Genomic DNA, 18588 nt, shown 5'->3' on the forward strand with positions numbered 1-18588 from the left:
GTGTCTCGCCCTTATGCCGAAATTGCTTCAATTAAACCCTTGTCTTGCAACTGACCTTGCATCGCCAGTGCCAGTACAGCCATACGTACGGCAATCCCGTTGGTCACCTGATGCAAAATCACCGACTGTGGACCATCGGCAATGCTTGATGCAATTTCAACACCACGGTTCATTGGGCCTGGATGCATGACGATACAATCAGGTTTTGCCATCGCAAGGCGAGTTTCATTCAAGCCATACATTTTGTGAAATTCAGATTGTGATGCCAAAGCAGGCGAATCAATACGTTCATTTTGAATACGCAAAGTAATGATCACATCACAGTCTTTAATGCCTTCATCCATATTATTGAATAGGCGAACTTCGCTACCGTATTCTTCAAAACCCACTGGCAGCAACGTGTTTGGCCCAATCACACGAATATCTTTACAGCCTAAAGTCTGCAAAGCAGCAACGTCAGAACGCGCCACACGAGAGTGTTTAATGTCACCAATGATCGCCACACTTAAAGCTTCAAATGGCTTTTTGGTTTCACGGCGAATGGTGAGCATGTCGAGCATGGCTTGGGTTGGATGGGCATGACGACCATCACCCGCATTAATAATCGCAACATGTGGACAAACATCTTTGGCAATAAAATGTGCTGCACCTGAAGATGAATGACGAACCACAAAAATATCGGCTGCCATGGCTTCAAGATTCCACAGCGTATCGCGCAGCGTTTCACCTTTTGAAGTACTTGAACGTGCAATATCAATATTCAACACGTTGGCAGAAAGACGTTTTGCTGCCGCTTCAAAAGTAGTACGGGTACGCGTTGAGTTCTCGAAGAAAAGATTCATGACCGTGCGCCCTTCTAAAAGTGGCGAGGTAATCAATTGATTATTTTCGTTGATAAAGGTCTGTGCTGTATCAAGAATTTTGGTGAGGGTCTGTTTGGAAAGACCTTCGATGGTCAAGAAATGCTTAAGATTGCCATGTTCATTGAGTTGAATCTGACTCGGACTATGCAATGCAGCCAAATGCATGAGAGATTCCTTGTACATTAAGTTAACGCATTATACAGATAATTTTATCTCGCGGGCAGTTGAAGTTTTCAACAATTAAATTTTTATCACCAAGATCAAGGGCTTCTAATGCTGAATTCTCATTCACATCAATAAAATGATGCTTTTAAAGGCGCATTTTTGATGACTAATTTTTGAGAAAATACAGCTTTAAAGCCGAATTATTCCACCAAGATTCACCTCATTTTTAAAAAATCGGTTCTGTCATTTTAATCCACAAGTTTTCCTGTAAAAAATACGTTAAAATAGCCGTTTGCTTTGCTGCTTTTGGAAATTTACATGACTTCGAAACCTCGTCTTTCTACATATTGGGTTACCTGTGCAGATGGACTTGAAACCTTACTCCAAGAAGAATTACAAGAGTTGGGGATTCAAAATATTGAGCGCCTAGCTGGACGTTTAATTTTCAAAGGCACATTGGAACACGCCTATCGCATTTGCATGTGGTCACGTTTGGCTTCTCGTGTCCTCTTGCCTATTCATACCTATGAACTTGAACATACTCACGATGCCCGTGATGTTGCAGAAGAACTCTATGAAGGTGCGATCAGCTTTGACTGGTCTTTAATTTTTGCACCACAAAGCACGTTTGCCATTCGTTTACACGCTGAACGTGAAATTAAGGTCAACACGCAGTTTGCGACTTTGCGCGTAAAAGATGGTGTCGTTGACAGCTTCATGGAAGCAGTCGGTCGTCGTCCAAGTATTGATACCAAACAGCCAGAAATTACCTTGTATGTTTTGGCAGGTAAAACGGAACATACTTATTGCCTAGATTTGTCGGGTGATTCACTGCACAGACGTGGCTACCGTCGTTATATGACCGATGCCCCAATTAAAGAAAACTTGGCAGCAGCAATTTTAAATAAAGCCAAACTGGCACAGCGTCGCCCTGAAATTTTCCTTGATCCAATGTGTGGTTCAGGCACATTTATTATTGAAGCATTGATGATTTTAACCGATCGTGCACCGGGTTTGGTTCGTCGTTTTGGTTTCAACGGTTGGCATGGTCACGACCATGAATTGTGGATGGGCATTAAAGCTGAAGCAGCAGAGCGCCATGAAGCTGCACTCGAACAGCCTTTACCTCAGTTCTATGCGTATGATGCAGACTGGGAAGCCGTGAAAGCAACGCGTCAAAACATCATGGCGGCAGGTTTTGACAAACTGCTTGATGCGATTCAAATTGAAGAACGTACACTTGCAGACTGGCCAGAGTTTGACAGCAGCAAATCTGCGATGATTGTCACTAACCCACCCTATGGTGAGCGTTTGGGGGATAAAGCGTCTAACCGTGCTTTATATTTGGGGTTGTCTGCAAAATTACAGGAAACTTTCCCGAATCAATACGCAGCCGTGATTGCTTCTCAGGTTGAACAAGCCGATGTATTGGCATTTAGCCAGCCTGAAACCTTGCGTTTAATGAATGGTAAACTTCCAATTTACATTCGTTTGGGTCAAATCAAACCACAAGTTCACACGCAACCTTTCCTTGCAACGTGGCAGCCACAGCAATTTGAAGAAATTGAGGGCGCACAAGATTTTGCCAATCGTCTGCAAAAAAATATGCAAGCCTTGAAAAAATGGGCAACCAGCGAAAATGTCTATTGCTTACGTCTGTACGATGCAGATTTGCCAGATTTTAACGTGGCAATTGATGTTTATGGCGACCGCTTACATGTTCAGGAATATGCTCCACCGAAAAAAATTGACCCTGAAAAAGCCAAAAAACGCTTTAACCTTGCGTTAACTGCCATTCGTGCAGTGACAGGTCTTGGTCGTGATGCAATTTTTATTAAAACCCGCGCCCGCCAAGAAGGCAAGACGCAGTACACTAAACAAAGTACTGCGTCTAAACGCTTTATTGTCAAAGAAGGCAAAGCCAAGATTTTAGTCAACATGACTGACTATTTGGATACAGGTCTGTTCCTTGATCACCGTCAAATTCGTCTACGCATTGCTCAAGAAGCCAAAGGCAAACATTTCTTGAACTTGTACAGCTACACCTCTACAGCAAGCCTGCATGCAGCGCTTGGCGGTGCAGCAAGTACAACCAGCGTCGACTTATCGAACACTTACATCAACTGGTCAAAAGAAAACTTTGTTTTAAATGGTCTTACTGTAGATCATGCTGATGAACAACATGCGTTCTTTATCAGTGACTGTTTCGAGTGGCTCAAAGAAGGTCATGAGCAATATGACCTAATCTTTATTGACCCACCAACTTTCTCAAACTCAAAGAAATTCTATGGCACATTCGATGTACAACGTGACCATGTTTCTTTGATTAAACGTGCCATGAACCGTTTAAGCTCAGATGGAACACTGTACTTCTCGAACAACTATCGTGGCTTTGAGCTAGATGAAGAAATTGAAGCCATGTTTGATATCCAAGAAATCAGCAATGAAACTATTGGCCCTGACTTCAAGCGTAATCAGAAAATCCACCGTGCGTGGAAAATCCAGCATTTAGTTAATTAAACGAGCCGTATCAAAAAAAATGCCAAGCAATTGCTTGGCATTTTTTATTTTATCTGCAAAATTTAAGGATAGGTCGTCTGACCATTTTCATATTTCACTGCAAAATCAATACTGTTTGCATTTACTTTAGCGTGCATCGCCTGTGCTGCCTGAGTCACTGCACGGTCATAATCTTGCTCAGACATTCCTGAAGGCATTTTTCCTGATGCCATCATCATACTGCGTAATAGTTGCTTATCGACACTGGCTTTTGCATCTAATTGGAAAACTTGCGGCACTTTGACACGTAATTCATCTAAGTTGGCATAACTATTTGGTAGAAACTTACCATTAAGATCTGCGGTCATTTTGCCATTACCAAATTCAATTTGGTTGCCTTTTGATTCAAAACTAAACCCATGTGCCAAGATTTTTAATAACTGATTCTCTAAGACCTGTTGTTGACTGTTCTGATTTGCATTACAGACTGCAGACTCTTGATTTGCTAAGCGCACAAATTCTGCTAATGCGGGTGTATCAATTCCCATATAATTGATATTAACGCGCATATTGGTCAGTTTTTTCGTATCGGCAGATATATTATCAATCGACATCACCATCTTGAGCATGGTTTCTTTTTCTTGGACATCAAGATCTGTATTTAATTTAAATTTGTCTATGTCGAGATTCAGGCGCTTTCCTGCTCCTTGATCTAACACAACCATTTTTTGAATAGAGAATTCTGTTTTTCCAGACTGCAGCTTATCTGTGAGCAAACCATGATCGGTCTTCAACTGCATACTTTGTAAACTAAAATAATCGTTACCATTGCGTACAGTAAAACCAGGCATATTCAGATCAGCTTCGGTCATCGCATACTGACCATTTTCTTTTTTTAATTTTGCCGTGCCATTAACCCCATTCCAAACGAACTGGAAGTCATCACGTTGTTCATCAATTGGAGGACTGCTGATTTTCATATTCACTGTACCCAACCAATTCAGTTGAGTATCTAACTTAAGTAGTGCCTGATTTTTTAATACCCAGCGATAAATATCTGCACTTTTCTTGCCCTGTAATTCCGCATTAATATCAGACTGAATATGATAACCATTCCAAGAACGCTGAATATGATCAACCCCTTTAATCACAACTGAATTATTTGGCTGGCATGGATTGGGAACAATTTTATAAGACCAATGTGCATCGCCTGAGAATAGCCCCATATTGAGCTGAGCATCTTGTTTTTGAAATACGCCATTATTTTTATTAAGTTCAGTATAATACGTTTTTAGACGGTGATCTGCATAAAAATTTGCACCTACTGCACCACTGACCAAAATTGCACCTAGTGCAACAATCATTCCTTTTTTCTGCATAGTCAAGATTCTCTAAAAATAATATGCTTTGTTTGATTATGTTTATGGCTATAGCATACGATATTCTTACAAAAATACAACTTTTGTACTTATTTCCTCCATGATAAAAAGTCCATACCCAATTTTTGGGTATGGACTCTATATTTCTCAGCAAGGCATATTAGCTCAGTTTCAGCTTGCTAAATTGTAAATGTCCATTTTCGGAGCTAATTACAATATTGTCACCTGGCAAAAATTCACCTGACAAGATCTTTTGCGCCAAGCTGTTTTCAACCTGTTGCTGAATGGCGCGTTTCAGTGGACGTGCACCATAGACTGGATCAAAACCAGCATCAATCAATGCATCAAATGCACTGTCTTCAACGGTTAAGCTCATGTCTTTATCCGCCAAGCGACTACGTAAGCGACTAAGCTGAATATCCGCAATACCACGAATTTGCGCTTTTTTGAGTGAATGGAAGATCACCAACTCATCAATACGGTTAATAAATTCAGGACGGAAATGCTCACTCACCGCATTCATAACCACAGTACGAATTTCATCATCTTTCGCATGTTCACCTAACTCACGCACATCTTGCGAGCCTAAGTTTGAAGTCATTACAATCACGGTATTTTTAAAGTCCACCACACGACCTTGTGAATCAGTTAAGCGACCATCATCCAGAACTTGCAATAAAATATTGAAAACATCTGGATGGGCTTTTTCAACTTCATCAAACAGCACCACGCTATATGGTTTACGACGCACAGCTTCGGTTAACACACCACCCTCTTCATAACCAACATAGCCCGGAGGTGCACCGACTAAACGGCTCACAGAGTGTTTCTCCATGAACTCACTCATATCAATACGAATCATGGCATCGTCACTATCAAACAAGAAGTTTGCCAATGCTTTGGTTAATTCTGTTTTACCGACCCCTGTTGGTCCTAAGAACAAGAACGAACCACTTGGTCGGTTTGGATCGGACAATCCAGCACGTGAACGACGTACCGCATTCGATACTGCGACCACAGCTTCATCTTGTCCAACCACACGTTGATGTAAAAACTCTTCCATATGTAGGAGTTTTTCACGTTCACCCTGTAGCATTTTAGACACAGGAATACCCGTTGCAGCACTGACCACTTCCGCAATTTCATTTTCAGTGACTTTATTACGCAACAGTTTTGGCTCTTCAGCTTCCTCTTCAACCGCTTCGTCTTGTGCCAACTGTTTTTGTAACTCTGGAATCACGCCATACTGTAAACGGCTTGCTTCTGCCAAATCACCTTCACGCTGCGCTTTCTCAAAAGCGATACGTGCTTGATCTAATTTAATTTGTGCATCTTTAGTGCCTTCAACCAAGATTTTCTCAGCCTTCCAGATTTCTTCCAAATCATTGTATTCATTTTGAACTTCAATGATCTGTTTCTCTAGATGAGCAACTTCAGCTTTACTGCCTGAGTCCTCATCTTTTTTCACCGCTTCAAGCTGCATTTTAAGCTGAATCAAACGGCGATCGAGTTTATCTAAAGCTTCAGGCTTAGAATCGAGTTCCATTTTAATCCGTGATGCTGCCTCATCAATTAAGTCAATTGCTTTATCTGGCAGTTGACGGTCAGTGATATAACGATGCGACATTTTCGCTGCTGCAATAATCGCAGAGTCAAGAATTTTCACCCCGTGATGCACTTCATAGCGTTCTTTTAAACCACGTAAAATCGCAATGGTATCTTCAACGCTCGGTTCATCGACCAAAACTTTTTGGAAACGACGCTCAAGGGCTGCATCTTTTTCAATATATTGGCGATATTCATCTAAGGTCGTTGCACCGACACAACGTAATTCACCCCGTGCCAACGCAGGTTTCAACATATTTCCTGCATCCATCGCACCATCGGTTTTACCTGCACCAACCAAAGTATGCAATTCATCAATAAACAGAATGACTTGCCCTTCTTGTTTGGCTAAATCAGTTAAAACCGCTTTTAAACGCTCTTCAAATTCACCACGATATTTCGCACCTGCCAATAGTGAACCTAAGTCTAAAGATAAAACACGTTTACCTTTCAAACTTTCAGGGACTTCACCATTAATAATGCGCTGTGCCAAACCCTCAACAATCGCAGTTTTACCGACACCTGGTTCACCAATCAGCACTGGATTGTTTTTGGTACGGCGTGATAAGACTTGAATAGTACGGCGAATTTCATCATCACGACCAATCACAGGGTCAAGCTTGCCCGATGCTGCACGTTCGGTCAGGTCAATGGTGTATTTATTTAAAGAGTCACGTTGATCTTCGTGATTATTACTCATGACTTTGTCTTTGCCTCGAATGGATTCGATTACTTTGCGTAATCCTTCAACGGTTACGCCTACACTGGTTAAAATGGTTTTGGTCGAACCGACTTCAGCCAAAGCCAACATCACCCAATCTGTTGAAATAAACTCATCCCCTGCTTTTTGTGCATAGCGGTCTGCCAAATTCAGCATTTTGACCGCATCGGGATTGAGATGAATATCTCCTGTTGGGTTCGAGATGATTGCAGCATTGCTTAAAGCTTGCTCCAGTTTCTGTTTCAGTTCTGGTATGCGCGCGCCTGCTTGCTGTAACAAGCTAAGATTTGAAGCTTCTTCAAGCAATGTGACCAAAATATGGATATTGTCAATTGCAGTATGATCTTTCCCCATCGCCAAAGACTGCGCATCGGATAAAGCTTGCTGCAATCGATTGGTAAATTTTTCAAAACGCATTATTGTTATACCTCATCATCAATTTGCTACTTAACTAATATATGGGAACACTTATTTAAATTTCAAATATTTTTCTATGATTTTTCAAATATTTATAAAAAATCATTATATATAATTCAGTATTAATATGTGGCTCATTTAAATTTTTTTCAAGTCAAAAAACCAAAATTTCTGCACAAAAACAAAAAAAAGCCAGTTATATAAACTGACTTCCTTTACACGGCATATTTTATGCTACTTCGACAATTTCAAAGTCATGGGTAATTTCTACACCACCACTTGAAAGCATCTTGCTTGCAGAACAATATTTTTCTGCCGATAATTCAACCGCTTTTGCGACCTGCTTTTCTTTCAAGGCCTTGCCTGAGACGACAAAGTGTAAATGAATCTTGGTAAAGACCGCAGGAACTTCGTCAGCACGTTCCGCTTGTAGCTGACATTCAACACCATCAATGTCCTGACGGGCTTTTTTTAGAATGGTTACAATATCAAACGATGCGCAGCCACCGAGTCCCATTAGAATCAATTCCATAGGGCGTGCGCCACGATTTTCACCGCCATAAGCAGGTGCCCCATCCATGATTACGCTATGACCACTCTCAGACTTTGCTTCAAATGCAACATTCTCGAGCCATTGAACTGTTGATCGCATTGCAACTACCTAAAAAAAATATAGATTACTGTGTGCTAGTACACTAACACAATTTATTTAGAGAAGGAATTTTCCTACATATATTAACAAAGACCAAAAGTTACCTTTTGCTTTTTTATTTTTTTGGAACAAAGAATCATGTCGGCTAATCTCTTTCCATTCGCAAACGATGCACTTTCTCCCAACCATTTGCCAGAATCGGTTAAAGCTTTATTAAAACGCGCATATATTAACCGTTACCCAAAGCGCATGAGCATCGTTGAGGTGGGCAACGAGTCAAAATCGCTTTATCTAATATTAAAAGGTTCTGTTTCTATTTTACTTAAAGAAGACGACGATCGTGAAATCGTGGTTGCTTACCTCAATGCAGGTGATTTTTTTGGCGAGATGGGATTATTTGAAGCTGAACCGCTACGTACCGCTGAAGTCCGTACTCGTGAAGTCTGTGAAATTGCAGAAATTTCGTATGAAAATTTTTTAGAGTTAAGCAAACAGTATCCTGACCTAAGCTATGCTGTTTTTGCTCAATTGGCACGCCGCCTGAAAAACACCACACGTAAAATGACCGACTTGGCATTTATTGATGTGACAGGTCGTATTGCACGTTGCTTAATTGAACTTGCCAATCAACCTGAAGCAATGCTTTTGCCAAATGGTCGTCAAATCCGTATTACCCGCCAAGAAATTGGGCGTATTGTCGGCTGTTCTCGTGAAATGGTTGGGCGTGTCCTTAAATCTCTTGAAGATCAAGGAATGATTGAAACTGAAGGTAAAGCGATTCTGATTTACGATAGCGCACTAGAAAATTCTGAAAACTCCGATCATTCTGCATAATTAGTTGATCAGCTCAAGCAAATCTTCGGATTTGCTTTTTTATTTAAGCCTAATCATCACAATTAGACAGAGGTACCTTCATGAAATTCAATCCACTTGCCCATACAGGTATCCAACTTCCCGAGATTTGCTTAGGCACCATGACCTTTGGTGAGCAAAATACTCAAGCCGAAGCTTTTGAACAGCTTAATTATGCGCTTGATCAGGGCTTGTATTTTTGGGATACCGCAGAAATGTATCCTGTACCACCAAAAGCTGAAACACAAGGTGCAACAGAACAGATTATTGGCAACTGGATTGGACAACATGGCAAGCGTGAGCAACTTTTTCTCGCTTCAAAAATTGCTGGACCAAGTTTTGGTGGCAGCTCCATTCGCCAAGGTCTAACCCACTTTAACCACAAAGATATTCAACAAGCTTTAGATGGCTCACTCAAGCGCTTACAAACCGATTATATTGACCTATATCAGTTACACTGGCCAGAACGTCATACTAATTTTTTTGGGCATCTTGGTTTTGGCAATCAGCTCGCCGCCAAACATGAACATGACCAGACTGCTTTAGAAGAAACACTTGATGCACTGCATCAGGAAATCCAAAAAGGGCGTATTCGTTTTATTGGTTTGTCGAATGAAACACCTTGGGGGACGATGAAGTTTCTGCACTTGGCAGAAAAAATGAATCTCAGCAAATTTGTGACTGTACAAAACCCATATAGCTTATTGAACCGAACCTATGAAGTGGGCATGTCTGAAATTGCCAAATATGAAGGTGTCGGCTTACTTGCCTATTCGCCACTGGCTTTTGGTATGCTCACAGGAAAATACCGTCATGGTGCAAAACCTGAAAATGGTCGTATTACCTTATTCTCACGCTTTAGCCGTTACACCAACCCTGAATGTGAATGGGCGACTGAACAATATGCACAAGTTGCTGAAAAACATGGTTTAACACTCACTCAACTCGCACTTGCATTTATCAAACAACAGTTTTTTGTGACCAGTACCATTATTGGTACGACCTCTATGTCACAACTCAAAGAAAATATTGCTGCATTTGATCTCGAACTCAATGAAGAAATTTTGTTAGAAATTGAAGCCATTCATAAACAGCAACCGAACCCTGCACCATAAAAAAAGGATGCTTTTGTATCCTTTTTTAATTTTAGTACTGTTATCGACGGCTATTATATACAGCCATTGCAGCAGGCAAGTTCTTACGCATTGCATCAATACGTTGTGAATTTGAAGGGTGCGTCGACATAAATGCTGGACCACCTGCACCTTCTAGCTTATTCATTTTTTCCCACAAAGTAATCGCGGCTTGTGGGTTATAACCTGCTTTCGCCATCAACATTAAACCGCCATAATCAGCACGACTTTCTAGGCTTCGAGAATAAGGTAAACCTACACCCACCTGACTTCCTAGATCTAAAGCTGTAGCACCTAGACCACCTGCGGCATCCCCCACATAAGATTTACCTACATTCACAGCTAAACTGGTCAATACCTGTGCACCCAATTTATTTTTAGAATGTTCTTCCAAAGCATGGGTCATTTCATGCCCCATCACTGCGGCAATTTCTGCATCAGTCAGATTAAGCTTATTGACGATGCCTGTATAAAACACCACTTTGCCACCCGGTGCAACATAGGCATTAATCTCATCGGATTTTAAAACTGCAAGTTGCCACTGGAATGCTTGCCCTGTTTGGTTCGCCTGATTGGCGTATGGTTCCATTCTTAACAGTACGGCATTAATACGTCGATAAGTATTTGAAGAGGTATCTAGCTGACCTTTTTGCTGTGCTTCGGTTCTCATTTTTGAGAAGGTGGTTGCAGCATTTGCATTTAACGTTGCTGAATCTGCACCACTCATATCTGCAATAGTCGTACATCCAGAAAAACTGACGATTGTGACCAACCCTAAGCTCAAAATGAGTTTATTGTTCATGTTAAGAACACTCCAATTTTAAATTTTTTATACTCAAATAGCTGAATATTCAAACATTAAATTTATTTCATAATTCCTGTGCAGCTTTATAGGCTGTATTGAAATATATTTCAGCTTTGCTCTGATCTAAGCAATCATGAAAGAGGTTTATTATATAAGATGCTAAATCATCAAAATATTAGCTTCTTATATAAAATATTATATTTATGTAAACTTAAATCATTTTAAACATAAATAAAATCCAGAAAATCAGACAACCAATATTTAAAGCAAAATAAATATTAGATAAACCTTTAAGCCGATCTTCCAACTTCAAATTACGACGCTTAGCCAATAAAAATGTATTTTGTATCAATACAATGGGTACAAAAATACAGACTAACACTACGCTCAAGCCAACAAAGGCAGACATTAATAGATGTGGATCACGGGTCTGTTGTGATGCAATCAACATCGCAAGCGTTGGCGCACCGCCCAAAGCAAATAAAAAAGAATAGAAAATTGTTTTAGAAATATTCGGCTGTAATTGCATTGGCATCCCTATCCAATTGATACGGTTTTATTGGAGTGTTATACAGAATGATCACTAGATAAAGTGAACTTTGGTCGAGCCAAAAAAAACCGCGACTCAAGATCGCGGTTTTTAGTCAACATCTATGCATTATGCAGAAAATGGATGACGTAAAACAATTGTTTCTGCACGGTCTGGACCAGTTGAAATAATGTCAATTGGACATTCAATTAACTGCTCGATACGTTTGATATAAGCAACTGCATTTTCAGGAAGCTGTTCAAAGCTTGTAGCGCCTACAGTTGACTCAGACCAACCTGGAAGTGTTTCATAGATTGGTTTTAAAGTTTCGTATGCAAGCGCATCAGAAGAACCAACACAACCAGAATCTGCTGCTTCATAGCCTACACAGATTTTTACTTCTTCCAAGCCATCTAGAACGTCAAGCTTCGTCAAGCAAATACCAGAAAGCGAGTTTACGTCTACCGAACGGCGTAGGATTTCAGCATCGAACCAGCCACAACGACGTTGACGACCAGTTGAAGCACCAAATTCATGACCGACAGTACCCAAATGTTTACCGATTGCATCGCCTTCATCTGCAGCTGCATTGTAAACAAGTTCTGTTGGGAATGGACCTGCACCCACACGTGTTGTGTAAGCTTTGGTAATACCCAAAACATAGTCTAAATGTAATGGACCAAGACCTGAACCTGAGCTTACGCCGCCAGCAGTGGTATTTGAAGACGTTACATACGGATATGTACCGTGGTCAACATCAAGAAGTGAGCCTTGAGCACCTTCAAACATGATGTTTTGACCATTTTTACGGTAGTTATGCAGTTCAGTTGTTACATCCATAACTAATGGAGCAACCACTTCACGCCATTGATCGCAAAGTGCAAGCACATCTTCAAGTTTAACTGCTTCTACGCCGTAGAATTGGGTTAACTGGAAGTTATGGTATTCAAGCAACTCAGTTAATTGTGCAGTAAGATGCTCACCACCACGAACCAAGTCAGCAACACGGACAGCACGACGAGCAACTTTATCTTCGTATGCAGGGCCGATACCACGACCTGTTGTACCGATTTTCGCATTACCACGTTTTTTCTCACGTGCTTGGTCTAATGCAATATGGTTTGGAAGAATCAGTGGGCAGTTTGGAGAAATACGTAGACGTTCTTTAACAGGCACGCCTTCTTTTTCCAAAATGCTCATTTCTTCAATCAATGCAGCAGGCGAAAGCACAACACCGTTGCCAATTAAGCACAATACGTTTTCACGTAAAATACCTGATGGAATGAGATGCAATACAGTTTTTTTACCACCAACGACAAGTGTATGTCCTGCATTGTGTCCGCCTTGATAACGAACGACCGCAGCCGCTTGATCTGTGAGCAGGTCAACGATTTTACCTTTACCTTCGTCGCCCCATTGGGTACCGAGTACCACAACATTCTTGCCCATAATAGCCTCATTACATCATGCTGTTAAAATTGAAAACTGAATCAAGTGACATGAACACCTGATTGAGCGATTAAATTTTCTCGATGGTCCACTGACCTGCAACCTGCACCAACTGGTGAGTTGCGTATGGCACCGAGTTTAAATCATCATTACCCAACAATTGAATTACACTTAAGCCTTGTGCTCGAGCCTGTCCAATTGCTTCTACCAAATCTGCATCAATTCCTTTCGGCGCAACCACAGTGGTCACCTGCTGAAACTGACCTGCACATAGTGCATACAAGTCACAACTAAAACCAGTTGCAGGACGCGCACGACCGAAGTGCTCACCAATCCCGTCATAACGTCCACCTTGAGCCAGTGGTGCAGCACGGTTTGGTGCATAAACTGCATACATTAAACCTGTATGATAATGATACGAACGTAACTCAACGACATCGATACCAATATTCAGGTTTTTCCAGCGTGCACGAATTTGTGCATGCGTGGTAATGACAGCTTCTAGCGCCTGTTTAAACGCTGCATCAGCCAAGATTGCAGGGCTTAAATTCGCTTGCAATGCATCTAAATCACTTGAATAACGTCCAAGTGCATAAAAATCTGAGCCAAAGCTGATTGACTGGGTAAATTCTGCCAACTCAGGCAGTGCTTTACGCTGATAAAGATCAGACAAATGTCGTTCTGTTTCTTTATTCAATCCAGCAAGTTTCACCAAACTACGGAATAATCCAACATGCCCTAAATCTAGATGCACGCTTTCAATCAGTCCAGCAGTTTCGATCAAACTCAACATGACATCAACCATTTCTACATCGGCATCGATACTGTCATGTCCAAACAATTCTGCACCTAGCTGTAAAGGTGCGCGGGAGGTATTAAACCCTTGTGGTTTTGTATGTAATACCGTACCTGCGTAGCAATAGCGCGCTACACCTTGAACTGGACGCACATGCGCATCGATACGTGCCACTTGTGGTGTCATATCGGCACGAACACCCAGTAATCGACCAGAAAGCTGATCAATCACTTTAAATGTGGCTAAGTCTAAATCTTGATTCGATTCGGAAAGGGAAGATAAAGATTCGATGTATTCGATAAATGGCGTGTACACCAGCTGATAACCACGCGATGCGAGGAAATCTAATGCTTTACGACGCAAAGCTTCTACGACTTGCGCTTGTTCCGGTAATACATCAGCTACACCATCAGGTAATAACCATGTCTCTGAAATGGGCATGTTGTAAACCTAAATTTTGTCTGCGCGGAAATGATCCACATAAAAAAATCGGGAACACACCCGATTTCTCCTAGTCTAGCACGTAAGATACACACATGCACTGAGATTTTTATCTTTTGATTATTTTAATCACACTGTGTGACTCAAATATTTCTGTGTCGTTTCAATTTTTGCAAACATTTGAAAAGATGACAAATATGCAGTTTGCACATCATCGGCAATCACCGTTCGCCCTGCATATTGCAAATCTTTTGTCGCCGTTGCATCGGCAATTACAATCGGCTGATAACCATATTCAGCCGCAGCACGCGAGGTCGCATCAACACACATATGCGTCATCATACCTGTAATGATCACCTGTTCAACGCCTAATTGATCCAAGATTTCTTTTAAATCCGTCTGAAAAAAGCTATTTGGAAACTGCTTTTCAACAATGATAGATGCTGAGTTGATTGCTAAATCTGCATGCAATTTGACACCATGAGTTCCTGCAACAAAAAATGGAGCTTCAGGAGAAGCCGCAATATGTTGAATATAAATAATCGGCGCTTGTGCCTGATGAAATACTTTTTCTAAATGCTGAATATTTTCCAAGGCGTGTTCAGGCGCAAAAAGTGCCATTTTACCTGCTGGGAAATAATCATTTTGAACATCAATCACCAATAATGCAGTCTTTTTCACATTCATTTCCTCAATCTGTTGAATCTACCTGTAGATTAAGGAAATGCGCTAGCGAAACGCAGATCCGCATGAAAGAATGTATGATTCATTTCTTTCATCTTGAAAATTATCAGGCTTTCACATGTCTTTAGATCCAATTGATGCAAAAATCTTGACCATTTTAAAAAATGACTCTCGCCTGTCACATAAAGAGATTGGAGAAATGGTGCACCGCACAGGACAAGCCGTTGGGCAACGCATAGCCAAAATGCAAGATGAAGGTTTGATTCAAAAATACAGTATTGTGATTCAACACCATGCAACCCAGTTTATCCGTGTGATGATGCAAAATAATCGATTTGCTGAATTTGAAGCTTTTACTCAGCAATTTGAACAGATTGAAAGCTGTTTTAAAGTTTCAGGCTCAGCATGTTATATGCTAGTTGCACATTTCGAGCATTCAGCACTCAATCATTTTATTGAACAGCTTTCAGACTGGGGGCAGTATTCTGTGGATAGTGTGGTTCGTCAAATCGAGTAACTTTAGTAAATCGGCAACTCAGTCGTTAATTTCACTTTTTGTAATGGAATCTCGGTTTTCACATTTTGAATGCCTGTAATTTTATTGAGCTGTTGAATCTGAAATTGACGGTAAGCTTCCAAATCAGATACCACAATTCTCAAGAAAAAATCACAATCTCCCGCCATGAGCTGACATTCCACCACCTCAGGTAAATCCTTAATAGATTCAACAAAATGATTGACTGTATAGGCCGACTGTTCTTTTAACCAAATACGTGCAAATACAGTTAAGCCCAAATTGACTTTGGCTGGATCAATCAACGCCACATATTTTTCAATCACACCATCATCTTCAAGTTGTTTCACACGTCTCAAACATGGTGATGCGGACAAACCGACCCGCTGAGCCAATTCGTTATTTTGGAGTTTTCCATCATGTTGTAGTGCTTGCAAAATTCGTCTATCAATTTGATCCATCACAATCCTCAGCATTTTAATACCAAAATTTATTATTTTATTAGCATAATCTACTAAATTAGATAAAATCAACGCTAAATTTAGCTCCAAATGCTGCCAGCATTGCCATAAACTATTTTTCTGATTTTATGATCACCCAATTAGGTATATGGACATGTTGACGCTTAAAAATACCGCGCAAAGCTTGAATGATTCGAGTGAGTTTGTTGACTTTAAACGTGGCTTAAAAGCATCAATTCCCATTCTAATTGGCATGGTTCCCTTTGCCATGGTTCTCGGTACACAAGCCACTCAGAAAGGTCTGAGCCTGCTCGAAATTCCATTACTCACAGGCTTGAATTTCGCGGGAGGTTCAGAGTTCACTATTTTGGAAATGTGGACCAATCCACCGCAAATTCTCATGCTGATGTTTGTCACCTTTTTAGTGAACAGCCGTCATCTACTGATGGGGGCGAGCCTTGTTCCTTACCTAAAGCATTTACCTAATAAAAAAGTCTTACCTGCTTTATTTTTCATGTGCGATGAAAGTTGGGCGATGGGCATGGCCAATGCTCAGCAAAACTCACAATACCCACTCGGCCAACGATTCAATATGGCTTTTTACTCAGGAATCTGTTTTGCCTTATATGCGATGTGGATTTCCTGTACAGCACTTGGTGGCGCAGTTGGCCCTGTCATTGGAGATATTACGCGCTGGGGCTTTGATATGGCATTTCCTGCGGTGTTTTTAGTGCTCATTCGTGGCATGTGGCAAGGCGTTGCAGCAGCTCGACCATGGTTAGTCAGTTTAATTGCAGCCGTCATTGCTTATCTGTATTTGCCAGAAGGCTGGTATGTGCCAATTGGCGCAATTTTCGGGATTGCTTCAGCATTCTTTTTTGTAGGAGATGATGCAGAATGATTCACGGTATGACGTTATTAGCCATTATTTGTGTCGCATTAACCACTTATTCCACACGTGTGCTTGGCTACATCTTACTTAAAAACAAAACGCTAAGCGCCCGTCAAAAACGAATTTTAGAAGTTGTTCCGGGCTGCGTACTGATTTCGGTCATCGCCCCTTATTTTGTTCGAGACAATATTGTGGATGTGATTGCGATGGCGATTACGCTATTGGCAGCATCGCGTTTCTCACTACTGCCCACCGTTATTGTGAGCATGCTTTCTGCTGCAGCATTGCGTATGGTTTTGTTATAGCGATGAGAATCAAAAAACACCTACTCATTTTTGAGTAGGCTGTACCATTTTGCTTAAAATATTCACCATTTCAACTTGCTGTTTCTCTAATTTCTGAAGCTTAGCATTGGTATGATCGAGCGCTTCTTGCTGTACATGCATTTTCTTGGCAAGATCCTGCATAATCTCCAACGTCTTTTTCAAATGATCTTCCAAATGTGCCACTTGCTGTTGTAACTGATGATTTTCACTCAAATCACTTAAATCCTGACGCTGATTTTTGACTTGCAACCAAACCAGCACCATGACCACAACCATTAATAGAATGGTTAATCCCCAAAGCCACATCATCATTCAATATCCTATTTATTGTTCAGTAAATGACTCACACAAATCCAGTAAGCGATTTGCATAACCCCATTCATTATCATACCATGCAAAGACTTTTGCCTGACGTCCAACCACCATAGTTTGATTAAAATCAACAATTAATGACTCAGGTGAATGATTAAAATCGCTCGACACCAAGACTTCATCAGTAACCGACATAATCTCAGCATAATAGGTATCGGCAGCATGTTTTAAAACATGGTGAAGCTGCTCAATGCTCACCGCTTTTTGAGCGACAAAACTTAAATCAATCGCAGCCACATTAATGGTCGGTACACGAATTGAATAACCATCAATTCGATCAGCCATTTTTGGCATCACCCGTTTTAAAGCACCCAAAGCACTCGATGTGGTTGGAATAATATTGTGTCCTGCTGCGCGTGCACGGCGCAAATCGCGGTGAGCGTGATCCAGTACCGACTGATCGGCTGTCACTGCATGAATTTCGGTCATCAACGCAGTTTCAATCCCAAAATGATCATCCAGAATTTTGACTAATGGCACTAAAGCCTGTGTGGTACACGACACACTCGAAATAATCTGATCACTGGCTTTGACATCTAAATGGTTCACACCATACACCACCGCAATATCAACACTATCAAACGGTGCAGCGCCAATAATCACGCGCTTTGCACCTGCGTTTAAATGTCGAGTTGCTGCCTCACGGGAACGGAACAAACCTGTACATTCCAGTACAACATCAATATTGAGTTGATCCCATGGTAATTGTTCTGGCTGTGAACCACGGAAGACCTGAATTTTTAAGGATTGCCCTGCGCTCTGTACTGCTAAAAAATGATCACCCTGCTCAGTGATAATTTCCGCTTTGCCTTTAAAACGCCCGTGTGTTGAATCGTATTTGAACAAATGCAGCAAGGTTTCAATATCGGCAATATCATTGATGGCAACAATATCGAAATGAAATTGTTTTGGATTTTCAAACCATGCCCGAATAACATTGCGTCCTATTCGCCCAAATCCGTTAATTGCGATTCGTTGCATGATCTTGATTTCCTAATAACCCCAAATTGAGTCCGTTATCTTAAAACATTCA

The 18588-nt window shown here is 41.0% G+C and carries 18 protein-coding genes; 6 read left to right on the top strand and 12 right to left on the bottom strand.

Annotation, left to right across the window (positions count from 1 at the left end; translation table 11 throughout):
• Positions 1–11 precede the first annotated feature (11 nt).
• Positions 12–1028 carry an aspartate carbamoyltransferase catalytic subunit gene (locus GBN19_RS01300; protein ID WP_151709866.1) on the bottom strand — a complete coding sequence of 339 codons (1017 nt, stop codon included), beginning with the start codon at positions 1026–1028 and terminating at the stop codon, positions 12–14.
• Positions 1029–1346: 318 nt separating this feature from the next.
• Between GBN19_RS01300 and rlmKL the strand changes: the two genes are divergently transcribed.
• Complete coding sequence (gene rlmKL, locus GBN19_RS01305) at positions 1347–3548, top strand: bifunctional 23S rRNA (guanine(2069)-N(7))-methyltransferase RlmK/23S rRNA (guanine(2445)-N(2))-methyltransferase RlmL (protein ID WP_151776873.1); 2202 nt, start codon at positions 1347–1349, stop codon at positions 3546–3548.
• Positions 3549–3610: 62 nt separating this feature from the next.
• Here rlmKL and GBN19_RS01310 read toward each other — a convergent pair whose 3' ends face one another.
• The 3 genes from GBN19_RS01310 to GBN19_RS01320 all read right to left on the bottom strand — a co-directional run bounded on the left by GBN19_RS01310 (position 3611) and on the right by GBN19_RS01320 (position 8301).
• Positions 3611–4906: a DUF945 family protein gene (locus GBN19_RS01310; RefSeq protein ID WP_151776874.1), complete on the bottom strand. Its 1296-nt coding sequence runs from the start codon at positions 4904–4906 to the stop codon at positions 3611–3613.
• A 160-nt stretch (positions 4907–5066) separates the two neighbouring features.
• A complete protein-coding gene (gene clpB, locus GBN19_RS01315) occupies positions 5067–7649 on the bottom strand; it encodes an ATP-dependent chaperone ClpB (RefSeq protein ID WP_151776875.1) in 2583 nt (860 codons plus the stop codon).
• Positions 7650–7878: 229 nt separating this feature from the next.
• Positions 7879–8301: an OsmC family protein gene (locus tag GBN19_RS01320; protein WP_151776876.1), complete on the bottom strand. Its 423-nt coding sequence runs from the start codon at positions 8299–8301 to the stop codon at positions 7879–7881.
• 138 nt (positions 8302–8439) lie between these two features.
• Here GBN19_RS01320 and crp point away from each other — a divergent pair, with 138 nt between their 5' ends.
• Entirely contained in the window at positions 8440–9135 is a 696-nt protein-coding gene (gene crp / locus GBN19_RS01325; RefSeq protein ID WP_151776877.1) for a cAMP-activated global transcriptional regulator CRP, read from the top strand.
• A gap of 80 nt (positions 9136–9215) precedes the next feature.
• On the top strand, positions 9216–10268 hold the full coding sequence (locus GBN19_RS01330) for an NADP(H)-dependent aldo-keto reductase (protein ID WP_151776878.1): 1053 nt from the start codon (positions 9216–9218) through the stop codon (positions 10266–10268).
• 40 nt (positions 10269–10308) lie between these two features.
• Here GBN19_RS01330 and GBN19_RS01335 read toward each other — a convergent pair whose 3' ends face one another.
• The 5 genes from GBN19_RS01335 to GBN19_RS01355 all read right to left on the bottom strand — a co-directional run bounded on the left by GBN19_RS01335 (position 10309) and on the right by GBN19_RS01355 (position 14993).
• Entirely contained in the window at positions 10309–11088 is a 780-nt protein-coding gene (locus GBN19_RS01335; protein ID WP_151776879.1) for a M48 family metallopeptidase, read from the bottom strand.
• A 214-nt stretch (positions 11089–11302) separates the two neighbouring features.
• Positions 11303–11620, bottom strand: coding sequence for a hypothetical protein (locus GBN19_RS01340; protein WP_151710717.1), 318 nt, complete (start codon positions 11618–11620; stop codon positions 11303–11305).
• A 129-nt stretch (positions 11621–11749) separates the two neighbouring features.
• Positions 11750–13069 (bottom strand): adenylosuccinate synthase, encoded by a 1320-nt coding sequence (locus tag GBN19_RS01345; RefSeq protein ID WP_151710713.1) that lies wholly within the window; start codon positions 13067–13069, stop codon positions 11750–11752.
• A gap of 70 nt (positions 13070–13139) precedes the next feature.
• Complete coding sequence (locus GBN19_RS01350; protein WP_151710712.1) at positions 13140–14306, bottom strand: ATP phosphoribosyltransferase regulatory subunit; 1167 nt, start codon at positions 14304–14306, stop codon at positions 13140–13142.
• A 129-nt stretch (positions 14307–14435) separates the two neighbouring features.
• Complete coding sequence (locus GBN19_RS01355; RefSeq protein WP_215903475.1) at positions 14436–14993, bottom strand: cysteine hydrolase family protein; 558 nt, start codon at positions 14991–14993, stop codon at positions 14436–14438.
• Positions 14994–15108: 115 nt separating this feature from the next.
• Between GBN19_RS01355 and GBN19_RS01360 the strand changes: the two genes are divergently transcribed.
• Positions 15109–15507, top strand: coding sequence for an Lrp/AsnC family transcriptional regulator (locus GBN19_RS01360; protein WP_151776881.1), 399 nt, complete (start codon positions 15109–15111; stop codon positions 15505–15507).
• 2 nt (positions 15508–15509) lie between these two features.
• On the opposite strand, the gene GBN19_RS01365 is transcribed toward GBN19_RS01360, so the two are convergent.
• Positions 15510–15965, bottom strand: coding sequence for an Lrp/AsnC family transcriptional regulator (locus GBN19_RS01365; protein WP_151776882.1), 456 nt, complete (start codon positions 15963–15965; stop codon positions 15510–15512).
• Positions 15966–16119: 154 nt separating this feature from the next.
• On the opposite strand from GBN19_RS01365, the gene GBN19_RS01370 reads away from it, so the two are divergent.
• Both GBN19_RS01370 and GBN19_RS01375 read left to right on the top strand, forming a co-directional pair.
• On the top strand, positions 16120–16866 hold the full coding sequence (locus GBN19_RS01370; RefSeq protein WP_151776883.1) for an AzlC family ABC transporter permease: 747 nt from the start codon (positions 16120–16122) through the stop codon (positions 16864–16866).
• Positions 16863–17162 carry an AzlD family protein gene (locus GBN19_RS01375; RefSeq protein ID WP_151776884.1) on the top strand — a complete coding sequence of 100 codons (300 nt, stop codon included), beginning with the start codon at positions 16863–16865 and terminating at the stop codon, positions 17160–17162. Before GBN19_RS01370 ends, GBN19_RS01375 begins: the two co-directional genes overlap by 4 nt.
• 24 nt (positions 17163–17186) lie before the next feature.
• Here the strand turns inward: GBN19_RS01375 and GBN19_RS01380 are convergent, their stop codons facing one another.
• A complete protein-coding gene (locus GBN19_RS01380; protein ID WP_151776905.1) occupies positions 17187–17492 on the bottom strand; it encodes a hypothetical protein in 306 nt (101 codons plus the stop codon).
• Positions 17493–17507: 15 nt separating this feature from the next.
• Complete coding sequence (locus GBN19_RS01385) at positions 17508–18536, bottom strand: type I glyceraldehyde-3-phosphate dehydrogenase (protein ID WP_151776885.1); 1029 nt, start codon at positions 18534–18536, stop codon at positions 17508–17510.
• Positions 18537–18588: the final 52 nt, after the last annotated feature.

Origin of the sequence: Acinetobacter brisouii (genome assembly GCF_008993995.1) — a bacterium.
Lineage (GTDB): Bacteria > Pseudomonadota > Gammaproteobacteria > Pseudomonadales > Moraxellaceae > Acinetobacter > Acinetobacter brisouii_A.